Below are 10,275 nucleotides of genomic sequence, written 5' to 3'. Positions count from 1 at the left end.
GAGCGGACATCGATCATCGTCACGACAAACCTGGCCTTCGGCGAGTGGCCAGCCGTATTCGGCGATGCCAAAATGACCGCCGCTCTGCTCGACAGGCTCACCCACCATTGCGAGATCGTGGAAACCGGGAACGAATCCTGGCGCTTTAAAAACCGCTCTCAAAGCTAAAGCCGAAAAGACAAACAACCCGCGCCCGCAGGCCCCTGCGCTAAATGGAGAGCTCCGGGCCTACGCGCGCTGACCCGATGCAACCAGAGGCAGGGGTCCCTTTTGGGAGCCGATAAGGGGTCCCGTTACAACGCCGATTGACATTCAGTGCCGCCATTCGATGGCTCCAGCGATACCCCAGTGTGTACCCCGCGCGATACCCGCATGTTTTCTGCTCCCGGTAAGGCCGCAGGCAACCGGAGACTTTATGTGAAAATCCAAGGATTTGCGGGGCAAGCGGCGGGGAGTGAAACCCAAATGGCGGAGAGGGTGGGATTCGAACCCACGATACGGTTGCCCGTATGCCGCATTTCGAGTGCGGTGCTTTCGACCACTCAGCCACCTCTCCGGGTAATCTGGTCGGCACCCTGTCGGTGCGGGGGGCTTCATAGCCATCATTCGGGCGGCTGGCAAGAGATAAATATCGAAAATTCCGGGCTTTTGCCTTGACAGCGTCGGAGGTGTCGCGTATCCGCAGCGTGACTTTAGATGTGGATAACTGCGTCTAACCGTTCTTCACCCAGGGGTGGAGTTTCGCTGGTGGGTTCGCCTGCCATTCCGACTGGCAAAAAGACGGCCTCTTGCTTCTGTGAGAAGAGCCGGAACGAACATGAAAGGTTAAAAAATGTTCGCAGTCATCAAGACCGGCGGTAAGCAGTACCGCGTAAGTGCCAACGACGTGCTGACCATCGAAAAGCTGGAAGCCGAAGCTGGTGCAACCATCGAATTCACCGAGGTTCTCGTTGTTGGCGAAGGCGCTGATGCCAAGTTTGGCGCTCCTTTCGTTGCCGGTGCAACCGTGAAGGCTGAAGTTGTCGAGCAGACCCGCGGCAAGAAGGTTATCGCCTTCAAGAAGCGTCGTCGCCAGAACTCCAAGCGTTCGCGCGGTCATCGTCAGCATCACACCGTCGTACGCATCACCGACATCGTCGCTGCGTAATCCGGTCAACGAGAACAAGGTTTAAAGGAGAACTCCAATGGCACACAAAAAAGCTGGCGGTTCCTCGCGTAACGGTCGCGATTCTGAATCCAAGCGCCTTGGCGTGAAGAAGTTTGGCGGCGAAGTCGTCATTCCGGGCAACATCATCGTTCGTCAGCGCGGCACGCAGTGGCATCCGGGCGCAAATGTCGGCATGGGCAAGGACCATACCCTCTTTGCACTTTCCGCCGGCAATGTGACGTACCGTACGAAGTCCAACGGCCGCGTATTCGTGTCCGTTATGCCGAAAACGGCGGAAGCCGCGGAATAAGCCGGTAGCGCGTTAAATCAGCCGGCGTCTCATCGACCCGGCTGACCGTAGCAGGTTCAGCAAAGCAAAAAGGGAAGATGGGACGTCACCCACCTTCCCTTTTTCTTTGACCTCTTTTCAACCTGAAGGAGACTGAACCATGCAAAGCATAATGTTGAGGGATGACCAATCACGGTCGCCCGACGATCGGTTGAGGCCGGATCGGTTAAGGTCGAGTTGCCCTGTTCTCTTGTCGCAGCGGCTCGTTTTGCGCGCGCCGCACGTAGAAGACATTGACGCCCTTGCCCATCTTGCCAACAACGCCGCCATTGCCTCCATGGTGTCGCGTATGCCGCACCCGTATACGGCGACGGACGCCGCAGATTTCGTGCGACGTTCCAATCTCGGCGAGATTGGCAAGTGCGTCTATGCCATCACGAAAGCCGAGAATGGCGAATTTCTGGGTTGCTGCGCGCTCGAACCGCATGTGAATGATGCCGAAACGCTGGAGCTTGGCTATTGGCTGGGCGAACCCTATTGGAACAACGGCTATGCCACGGAAGCAGCCCATGCGTTGATCGACATGGCTTTCCGCACTCGGGAAGATATAAGCTTTCTCGATGCCCGTTGCCGTGTGACCAATGTTGCTGCAAGGCGCGTTATTCAGAAGAGCGGCTTTCAGTTTCAGGGCAGCGGAATGGTCGCGCATCTGGCGGGCCGGGGCATGATGCCGGTGGAGTGGTATCGGCTTGACCGCAAGACCTGGATGTCGCTCAAGAGCTGGGGGGAAATGCGATGAACGCCCTTCTCGAACGGCCGCGCGCGATTGCCGCTCCCGGCCCCTGCCCGATCATCGAAACCAGAAGGCTGGTGCTTCGCCCGCACCGCATGACGGATGCCGATGCCATGGCGGCCTCACTGAATGACTGGCAGGTGACGCGGATGTTAAGCCGCGTTCCCATGCCTTACCATCCGGAGGATGCGCGGGATTGGCTGCGGCGGACCTGCTCCGGCAGGCTTGCGGATTGGCATCTGGCCATCACCGAGGGCGATGATCTGCATATCGGTTCGGTCAGTCTGGAGCTTCGTCACGGTCAGTGGCATCTCGGTTACTGGCTGAACCGGTTTTATTGGGGGCAGGGCCTGATGACAGAGGCAGTGGGTGCGGCTCTCGACCGGTTCCTGCGCCGTATGCCGGATGGCGAGGTGCATTCAGGCGCCTTTGCCGATAATGCTGCATCGCTGCGGCTCCAGGAGAGGCTGGGTTTTGAACTGCTCGATTGCCGCGATGTTTTCAGCCTTGCCCGCAATGCCATGGTTCCGCTGATTGATAGCCGGCTACAGGCGCAGGATTTCCGGCGTCCCAAGGGTGCATGACCGGCTGGATGCGTGCTTCACGGTGCGCATCCAGGGTTTTCCCTCAGGGCGAAAGCGAGCTGTCTTCACAGGTTTCAGACTTTGCCGAATGAAGGACCGCCCTACCCGAACTCAACCCAGACCGGCAGGTGGTCCGAGCCCTGTGCATCATAGTCGATCCAGCCATCCTTGAGACGATGAACCAGAGAGCCGCTGACAAAACAATAATCCAGCAACATGCGCTGTTGCGGTCGCGACACGTTGATCCAGCTATGGCTGTCGGGCGTGATGCGGCCAATATGCGCCAACGCATCGGTGGGCACATCGGCACGCACGGTCCGTCCGTAATAGCGGTCCAGCGTTCCGGCCATCTGGCAATATTCAGGCGATTCCGGCTCCATGTTGAAGTCGCCCATCAGCAGAAAGTCTTCCGTCAAGGGTGGTCGGGGCAGATGAAACTGATCACCGCCGCTCATGGCGCCGCCCTCGCGACTGAAACCGATGGCGCGTGCGATCAGCGCGTGGATCTGGGCGATGCGTTCATCCGGCGAAACGTGATCGAGGTGAACCGAATAGACGCGCAACGGGCCGCCGGGCGCGTCAATCAACGCTTCTGTCGCGCCGCGCTGCATGTTCAGCTTTTCGAAAGTGCGCGTGCGCGGCAAAAGCAACAGACGATTGCTGAGAATAGGCCAGCGCGACAGCACCATGTTGCCAAACTGGCATCGCCGGTCGATGCGGCGTCCGCCAATCAGTTCGGACGACCCGTGAAGGTCGCAGGCAGGTCCGTAGACCCAATGGTAATCCGGGAAATAACCGGCAAAAATCTCCGGCAGATCGGCACCATTGTTAAGGGGCCATCCGCGCGTCACCTCCTGAAGGGCGATGATGTCGGCGCCAGTCAGGCTTCTGGCGATACGTTCGGGGTCATAATTGCCGTCCAGACCGAAGCCATATTGAATGTTGTAAGATACGAAGCGCACGATACTCTTTGACCTCAGCGTCGAGCGGCGATAACGATGGCCGCAATCCCGAAATATCCTGACACAGGAAGCACGACAGTCCCATGAAATTTCTCGATGAAGCAAAAGTCTATATCCGCTCCGGCGATGGTGGCGCGGGGGCCGTCTCCTTCCGGCGTGAGAAGTTCATCGAGTTCGGCGGTCCGGACGGCGGTGATGGCGGCCGTGGTGGCGATGTCTGGGTGGAGGCGGTCAATGGCCTGAACACGCTTATCGACTTTCGCTTCCAGCAGCACTTCAAGGCAAAGACCGGGATGCACGGCTCCGGCCGCAACCGCACCGGCGCAAATGGCGATGACGTAACGCTGCGGGTGCCTGTGGGAACGCAGATTTTCGAAGACGATAACGAGACGTTGATCATCGACTTGACGGAGGAGGGCCAGCGCTTCCGCATTGCCAAGGGCGGCAATGGCGGTTTCGGCAACGCCCACTTCAAAACCTCCACCAATCAGGCGCCCAATTGGGCCAATCCCGGCCTCGAGGGCGAGGAAAAGACCGTATGGCTGCGGTTGAAGCTGATTGCCGATGCCGGGCTGGTGGGGCTGCCCAATGCGGGCAAATCCACCTTCCTTGCTGCCGTCAGCCGTGCGCGGCCGAAGATTGCCAATTACCCCTTCACCACGCTGCATCCCAATCTGGGGGTGGCGACGGTGGATGATCGGGAATTCATCCTCGCCGATATTCCGGGCTTGATTGAAGGCGCACATGAAGGTGTGGGCATTGGCGACAGGTTCCTGGGCCATGTGGAGCGTACCCGCGTGCTGTTGCATCTGGTTTCTGCCCAGGAAGAAGATGTCGCCAAGGCCTATACGACGGTGAAATATGAACTGGAAGCCTATGATGGCGGGCTTGAGGATAAGCCGGTTATCGTGGCGCTCTCGCAGATCGATGTGTTGAACGACGATGAGGTCAAGGAGAAGGCCAAGGCGCTGAAAAAGGCCAGCGGCAAGACGCCCTTCCTGATTTCCGCCATTTCCGGCAAGGGTATGCGGGAGGTGCTGCGGGCGCTGCGCGACGTGATTGTCGATGCCGATGACGGCGAGGAAGGCACGCTTGCCGAAAGGCCGAAGAAAAACCGCAAGAAGGCGGATGTCAGCTTCGAAGACGAGGATCAGGAGGGCGAGGAATGACCCGCCCGCTTGCCTCGCTTGGCAATTATCGCCGTATCGTCATCAAGATCGGGTCTGCCTTGCTGGTAGATCGCGGCGCTGGCCTGAAGACCGAGTGGCTTGAGGCGATTTGCGACGATATTGCGGCCCTTCGCGCCCGTGGCGTCGAGGTCCTTGTCGTCTCGTCCGGGGCGATTGCGCTTGGCCGCACCGTGCTTGGCCTGCCAGCCGGGGCGCTGAAGCTTGAAGAAAGCCAGGCTGCTGCCGCCGTGGGCCAGATTGCGCTGGCGCGGCACTGGTCGGAAAGCCTGTCGCGCTCCAGTATCGTGGCGGGTCAGATTCTGTTGACGCTGGGCGATACGGAAGAGCGCCGCCGTTACCTCAATGCCCGCGCCACCATCAGCCAGCTCCTGAAGCTGGGTGCCGTGCCGATCATCAACGAGAATGATACGGTGGCCACCACGGAAATCCGGTATGGCGACAATGACCGGCTGGCCGCGCGGGTGGCGACGATGACGGGTGCCGATCTTCTCATTCTGCTTTCCGACATAGATGGGCTTTATACCGCGCCGCCGCATCTGGATCCGGCGGCTGAATTCCTGCCGGTGATTGCCGAAATCACCCCGGAGATCGAGGCCATGGCCGGTGGGGCGGCATCGGAATTGTCGCGCGGGGGAATGCGCACCAAGATCGATGCCGGCAAGATTGCCACCAGCGCCGGCTGCGCGATGATCATTACCTCCGGCAAGCCGTTGAACCCGTTGAAGGGGATAGACGATGGGGCGCGTCATTCGTGGTTTGCGCCGTCGGCGACGCCGGTGACGGCGCGCAAGACCTGGATTGCCGGACAATTGCAGCCTGCCGGGATCCTCACCGTGGATGCCGGGGCGGAAACGGCGCTGAGGGCCGGGAAAAGCCTGCTGCCCGCTGGCGTACGCGACGTGTCCGGGCAATTTTTGCGCGGCGACACCATTTCCGTGGTCGGCCTTGAGGGCAGGGAGATTGCCCGTGGACTTGCCGGTTACGATGCCGATGAGGCCCGGCGAATCGCCGGGCATAAATCGCGTGAAATCGAAGCGTTGCTGGGCTATGCCGGACGCTCCGCCATGATACACCGGGATGATCTGGTGATGACCGAGACCGCCGCAAAGCGCGGTGATGCGAAGACGAAAAAGGATGAAGCCCATGCTTGACGTGGTTGCCAAGGCAGAAGACATCGACACGCTGATGTTGACCATCGGTCGCAATGCCAGGGCTGCCGCTCGACCATTGGCCGGGGCATCCAGCGCGGTGAAGAATGCCGCACTGATGGCCATGGCGGATTCTATTCTTGCCGCCAAGGCCGACATCCTGGCTGCGAATGCAAAGGATCTGGCGGCGGCGAAGGCCACCAATGTGGCGGCATCCTTTCTGGACCGGCTGACATTGAACGATGCGCGCATCGACGATATTGCCGCGGCGCTGCGTGAGGTTGCCGCGCTGAAAGATCCGGTTGGAGACGTGATTGCCGCCTGGGAGCGACCCAATGGGCTGAAGATCGAGCGCGTGCGCACCCCGCTTGGCGTGATTGGCGTGATCTATGAAAGCCGCCCTAACGTGACGGCGGATGCAGGTGCGCTTTGCCTGAAGTCAGGCAATGCGGTTATTTTGCGAGGCGGTTCGGATTCCGTGCATTCCTCCCGCGCCATTCACGCGGCCCTCGTCAAGGGGTTGCAACAGGCAGGTCTGCCGGAAACGGCCATTCAGCTTGTGCCGACAACCGATCGTGCCGCTGTGGGCGCCTTGCTCTCCGGCCTGAATGGCACGGTGGACGTGATCGTGCCGCGTGGCGGCAAGAGCCTGGTTGCCCGCGTGCAGGCGGAAGCGCGTGTGCCGGTATTTGCGCATCTGGAAGGGCTTTGCCATGTCTATGTCGATAAATCCGCCGATCTGGAGATGGCCAAGGCCATTGTGGTCAATGCCAAGATGCGCCGTACCGGTATTTGCGGCTCTGCGGAGACGCTGCTGGTCGATGCGGGCGCGGCCAGCACGCATCTGAAGCCGATTGTCGAAGCTCTGGCGGCTGCGGACTGCGAGGTACGTGGCACGAGCGAAGTCATGGCCGCTCTGCCTGCTGCCAAACCTGCCGTGGAAGAGGACTGGCGCACGGAATATCTGGACGCCATCATTTCGGTGAAGCTGGTGGATGGAATTCAGGGCGCCATCGATCATATCGCCACCTATTCCTCCAGCCATACCGAAGCGGTTATCGCCGAGGATAGCGCGGTGGTGGACCGCTTTTTCAACGAGGTGGATTCGGCCATTCTGCTGCACAATGCCTCGACGCAGTTTGCCGATGGTGGCGAATTCGGCATGGGCGGGGAAATTGGCATCGCCACCGGCAAGATGCACGCGCGCGGGCCGGTGGGGGTAGAGCAGCTCACCTCCTTCAAATACCGCGTTCATGGCACCGGTCAGACCCGGCGCTGACGTGGAAGAAGATCGCCTGTCCTTTCGCCATCTCACCATGCCGCATACGGAGCGGGGCATGGTGGTTGGCCTGTTCGGCGGCTCCTTCAATCCGCCGCATGAGGGCCACAGGCTGGTGGCGGAGATCGCCTTGCGGCGTCTTCGCCTGGACCAGCTCTGGTGGATGGTGACGCCGGGCAATCCCCTGAAGGCGCGAAATGGCCTGAAGCCGCTTTCAGAGCGTATTGCGCTGTGTGAAGCCATGGCGTCGGATCCGCGCATAAAGGTTACGGCCTTCGAAAGGGGGCTCGGGACCAGTTTTACCGCTCGCACGCTTGAGCAGGTGAAGAAGCGCAACCGCAATGCCCATTTCATATGGATCATGGGCGCCGACAACCTCAAGACCTTCCATCACTGGCAGAACTGGAGGACGATCGCGCAGACCTTTCCCATTGCCGTCATAGACCGGCCGGGTGCGACACTTGCCTATCTGTCCTCGAAAATGGCCCATGCCTTTGAGCGCGCCCGCCATGATGAAGACGATGCCGGGGTATTGTGGCGGCAAAAGCCGCCAGCCTGGACCTTTATCCACGGCCCGCGCTCCACGCTGAGTTCCACCGCAATCCGGGACATGAGTGGTTGATTGCAGCGGGCTGCTCTTGAAAGATTAACCAATCAGTGCCACCTTTTCATTGTGCCCACGGATGTGGTGTCCGTGAGTCGAAGAGGTGCTGTTATTCACGGAAAGGACGAACACTGACAACAGTACACGCCAAGGGAAGAACAACCCGTTCACTCCCGCAGAGCCCGGAACGTGGCGCCGATGCCGCAGCCCGCGCCCTTGAGCTGGTCCTCGCAAGTCTTGAGGACTCAAAAGCCGAAGACATCGTTTCCATCGACATTGCCGGAAAATCGGCGCTGGGCGACTACATGGTGGTCGTATCCGGACGCTCGAACCGTCATGTCGCGGCGATCTGCGAACATCTCGTCACCGACATGAAGGATGAAGGCTTCGGCGCACCGCGCGTCGAGGGTCTGGAAGCCGGTGACTGGGTGCTGATCGACACCGGAGACATCATCATCCACGTTTTCCGTCCGGAAATCCGCGAGTTCTACAACATTGAAAAAATGTGGGCCGCGCCGGAAGTGGGCGAGGAAACGCTGCACTGACAAGCCCGCACCGTCCAGACCGACCGGCAATGCCCTTCGATCTGGCTGAGTGATTGCTCTTGCGAACCCATGGGTTTATGGGAGGGAGGTTTTTGGGCATTTTCGGATGGAAAACCGGTTTCCGCTTTTCCTGAAATGCTCTCATATGCGGGAAAACAATCATGCGGGTAGGCATCATAGCTGTGGGCCGGTTGAAGGCCGGTCCTGAAAAGGATCTTGTCGCCCGTTATCTGGATCGCTTCGCCAAGGCAGGGCCTGCCTGTGGCCTTGACTTCTCGCGGGTTACGGAACTGGTGGAAAGCCGCGCCTCGAACACTGATACGCGCAAGCGCGAGGAAGCTGCCGAAATGGAAAAGGCCATTCCCGCCAATGCTTTGCTTGTTGCGCTCGATGAGCGCGGCAAGAGTATGGACAGCGAAGAGTTTGCAGCCTTCGTGGGGCTGCACAAGGATAACGGCAAGCGGGACATGGTGCTGGTCATTGGCGGCGCCGATGGTCTCGATCCCGGCCTTCGGCAGCGGGCAGATCTGACGCTCAATCTGGGCAAGCTCACCTGGCCGCACCAGATCGTGCGAATTCTGCTGGCAGAACAGCTTTACCGGGCCGTGACGATCCTTTCGGGTCATCCCTATCATCGGGTCTGAACGAACTGTTTGTGAATCTTTCTTGACAATCGCCGTCCTGTTTTGCATAAAAGACGATAGTGGTTGTCAGGTTTGAAGTGCCCGTATCATGCTGGTCTGTAGCTGCAATTTTATAACCGACAAGGAAATCCGTGACACGATCACGGAGATGCTGGACGAGGACTGTTGGCAGTTGATCGTTCCGGCGAAGGTTTACCATGCCATGGAAAAGCGTGGCCGCTGCTGTGGCTGCTTTCCGAACGTCGTGGACATCATCGTTTCCACCACCGAAGCCTATCACGCGGCGCGCAAGGCCGATGACGAGAAGGTCGTCGATTTCATGCAGCGGCTGAAGCAGTTTCAGCAGGAGCAGAAAACCGAGATCATCGAACGGCGAAACCGTATGGCGAACCGCGCCTGAACTTTCGTTTGTGTTGGTCAAATCCCCGCTTCGTCGGGGATTTTTTATGTCCAGAAAATAAATTGGAATCGTTCTAAAAAAGCCTCTCGACTTTTCTGCGGCTTCCTGCTTTTATCGCGCCAAATCAACCATAGATAGGAGCAACCCCGATGAAGGGCGATGCAAAGGTCATTGAACGTTTGAACCAGGCTCTGTTTCTCGAGCTGGGCGCTGTAAACCAGTATTGGCTGCATTACCGGCTGCTGGAAGACTGGGGCTACACGAAGCTGGCCAAGAAGGAACGCGCCGAATCCATCGAGGAAATGCAGCACGCCGACAAGATCGTTGCCCGCATCATCTTCCTGGAAGGTCATCCGAACCTTCAGACGCTTGCTCCGCTGCGCATTGGTCAGAACGTCAAGGAAGTTCTGGAAGCCGATCTGGCTGGCGAATATGACGCCCGCACGTCCTACAAGGAATCCCGCGACATCTGTTCCCAAGCCGGTGACTATGTTTCCATGAAGCTGTTCGAACAGCTGCTGATGGATGAGGAAGGTCATATCGACTTCCTTGAAACGCAGCTTGAACTCCTGTCCAAGCTCGGCGAAGAAAAATACGGTCAGCTCAACGCTGATTCCGCCGACGCGGTCGAATCCGATCATTGAGACTTGCAGGAAAAGCGCAAGCGGGCTTCCGCTTTTCCTGAAAATG

At 59.0% G+C, this 10,275-nt stretch carries 14 protein-coding genes and 1 tRNA gene; 13 read left to right on the top strand and 2 right to left on the bottom strand.

The window, feature by feature from the left end:
- Positions 1 to 168: ATP-binding protein (locus tag T424_RS21990; RefSeq protein ID WP_161712539.1), on the top strand; the 168-nt coding region annotated here is incomplete at its 5' end.
- 298 nt (positions 169 to 466) lie between these two features.
- Here the strand turns inward: T424_RS21990 and T424_RS0107055 are convergent.
- A tRNA-Ser gene (locus T424_RS0107055) sits at positions 467 to 556 on the bottom strand.
- A gap of 276 nt (positions 557 to 832) precedes the next feature.
- Here T424_RS0107055 and rplU point away from each other — a divergent pair.
- The 4 genes from rplU (at position 833) to T424_RS0107035 (ending at position 2,813) form a co-directional block, all read left to right on the top strand.
- Positions 833 to 1,147, top strand: coding sequence for a 50S ribosomal protein L21 (gene rplU / locus T424_RS0107050; protein WP_027487114.1), 315 nt, complete (start codon positions 833 to 835; stop codon positions 1,145 to 1,147).
- 37 nt (positions 1,148 to 1,184) lie between these two features.
- Positions 1,185 to 1,457, top strand: coding sequence for a 50S ribosomal protein L27 (rpmA, locus tag T424_RS0107045; protein ID WP_027487113.1), 273 nt, complete (start codon positions 1,185 to 1,187; stop codon positions 1,455 to 1,457).
- Positions 1,458 to 1,596: 139 nt separating this feature from the next.
- Entirely contained in the window at positions 1,597 to 2,235 is a 639-nt protein-coding gene (locus tag T424_RS0107040) for a GNAT family N-acetyltransferase (RefSeq protein ID WP_027487112.1), read from the top strand.
- Positions 2,232 to 2,813: a GNAT family N-acetyltransferase gene (locus tag T424_RS0107035; RefSeq protein WP_027487111.1), complete on the top strand. Its 582-nt coding sequence runs from the start codon at positions 2,232 to 2,234 to the stop codon at positions 2,811 to 2,813. The genes T424_RS0107040 and T424_RS0107035 overlap by 4 nt, the downstream gene beginning before the upstream one ends.
- A gap of 101 nt (positions 2,814 to 2,914) precedes the next feature.
- Here the strand turns inward: T424_RS0107035 and T424_RS0107030 are convergent, their stop codons facing one another.
- The gene (locus tag T424_RS0107030) at positions 2,915 to 3,775 is read right to left on the bottom strand and encodes an endonuclease/exonuclease/phosphatase family protein (RefSeq protein ID WP_027487110.1); all 861 of its coding nucleotides are present in this window, start codon (positions 3,773 to 3,775) and stop codon (positions 2,915 to 2,917) included.
- Between the two features lie 83 nt (positions 3,776 to 3,858).
- On the opposite strand from T424_RS0107030, the gene obgE reads away from it, so the two are divergent.
- From obgE to bfr, 8 genes are all read left to right on the top strand, one after another.
- Complete coding sequence (gene obgE / locus T424_RS0107025; RefSeq protein ID WP_027487109.1) at positions 3,859 to 4,944, top strand: GTPase ObgE; 1,086 nt, start codon at positions 3,859 to 3,861, stop codon at positions 4,942 to 4,944.
- On the top strand, positions 4,941 to 6,116 hold the full coding sequence (proB, locus tag T424_RS0107020; protein WP_027487108.1) for a glutamate 5-kinase: 1,176 nt from the start codon (positions 4,941 to 4,943) through the stop codon (positions 6,114 to 6,116). The genes obgE and proB overlap by 4 nt, the downstream gene beginning before the upstream one ends.
- Positions 6,109 to 7,392 carry a glutamate-5-semialdehyde dehydrogenase gene (locus T424_RS0107015; RefSeq protein ID WP_027487107.1) on the top strand — a complete coding sequence of 428 codons (1,284 nt, stop codon included), beginning with the start codon at positions 6,109 to 6,111 and terminating at the stop codon, positions 7,390 to 7,392. Before proB ends, T424_RS0107015 begins: the two co-directional genes overlap by 8 nt.
- A complete protein-coding gene (locus T424_RS0107010; RefSeq protein ID WP_027487106.1) occupies positions 7,367 to 8,014 on the top strand; it encodes a nicotinate-nucleotide adenylyltransferase in 648 nt (215 codons plus the stop codon). Before T424_RS0107015 ends, T424_RS0107010 begins: the two co-directional genes overlap by 26 nt.
- A gap of 35 nt (positions 8,015 to 8,049) precedes the next feature.
- Positions 8,050 to 8,541 carry a ribosome silencing factor gene (gene rsfS / locus T424_RS0107005; protein WP_084268412.1) on the top strand — a complete coding sequence of 164 codons (492 nt, stop codon included), beginning with the start codon at positions 8,050 to 8,052 and terminating at the stop codon, positions 8,539 to 8,541.
- Between the two features lie 161 nt (positions 8,542 to 8,702).
- Positions 8,703 to 9,185 carry a 23S rRNA (pseudouridine(1915)-N(3))-methyltransferase RlmH gene (rlmH, locus tag T424_RS0107000; protein WP_027487104.1) on the top strand — a complete coding sequence of 161 codons (483 nt, stop codon included), beginning with the start codon at positions 8,703 to 8,705 and terminating at the stop codon, positions 9,183 to 9,185.
- 88 nt (positions 9,186 to 9,273) lie between these two features.
- Positions 9,274 to 9,585: a (2Fe-2S)-binding protein gene (locus tag T424_RS0106995; RefSeq protein ID WP_027487103.1), complete on the top strand. Its 312-nt coding sequence runs from the start codon at positions 9,274 to 9,276 to the stop codon at positions 9,583 to 9,585.
- Positions 9,586 to 9,734: 149 nt separating this feature from the next.
- Entirely contained in the window at positions 9,735 to 10,229 is a 495-nt protein-coding gene (gene bfr, locus T424_RS0106990; RefSeq protein WP_027487102.1) for a bacterioferritin, read from the top strand.
- Positions 10,230 to 10,275 lie beyond the last annotated feature (46 nt).

Source organism: Allorhizobium undicola ORS 992 = ATCC 700741 (assembly GCF_000621665.1).
Classification (GTDB): Bacteria; Pseudomonadota; Alphaproteobacteria; order Rhizobiales; family Rhizobiaceae; genus Allorhizobium; species Allorhizobium undicola.
This window is presented reverse-complemented; position numbering and strand designations above follow the sequence as displayed.

What these genes read in the sequence shown, in the direction of transcription:
- rplU (WP_027487114.1), top strand. Translation starts at nt 833, where the DNA reads ATGTTCGCAGTCATCAAGACCGGCGGTAAGCAGTACCGCGTAAGTGCC.
- rpmA (WP_027487113.1), top strand. Translation starts at nt 1,185, where the DNA reads ATGGCACACAAAAAAGCTGGCGGTTCCTCGCGTAACGGTCGCGATTCT.
- T424_RS0107040 (WP_027487112.1), top strand. Translation starts at nt 1,597, where the DNA reads ATGCAAAGCATAATGTTGAGGGATGACCAATCACGGTCGCCCGACGAT.
- T424_RS0107035 (WP_027487111.1), top strand. Translation starts at nt 2,232, where the DNA reads ATGAACGCCCTTCTCGAACGGCCGCGCGCGATTGCCGCTCCCGGCCCC.
- obgE (WP_027487109.1), top strand. Translation starts at nt 3,859, where the DNA reads ATGAAATTTCTCGATGAAGCAAAAGTCTATATCCGCTCCGGCGATGGT.
- proB (WP_027487108.1), top strand. Translation starts at nt 4,941, where the DNA reads ATGACCCGCCCGCTTGCCTCGCTTGGCAATTATCGCCGTATCGTCATC.
- T424_RS0107015 (WP_027487107.1), top strand. Translation starts at nt 6,109, where the DNA reads ATGCTTGACGTGGTTGCCAAGGCAGAAGACATCGACACGCTGATGTTG.
- T424_RS0107010 (WP_027487106.1), top strand. Translation starts at nt 7,367, where the DNA reads ATGGCACCGGTCAGACCCGGCGCTGACGTGGAAGAAGATCGCCTGTCC.
- rlmH (WP_027487104.1), top strand. Translation starts at nt 8,703, where the DNA reads ATGCGGGTAGGCATCATAGCTGTGGGCCGGTTGAAGGCCGGTCCTGAA.
- T424_RS0106995 (WP_027487103.1), top strand. Translation starts at nt 9,274, where the DNA reads ATGCTGGTCTGTAGCTGCAATTTTATAACCGACAAGGAAATCCGTGAC.
- bfr (WP_027487102.1), top strand. Translation starts at nt 9,735, where the DNA reads ATGAAGGGCGATGCAAAGGTCATTGAACGTTTGAACCAGGCTCTGTTT.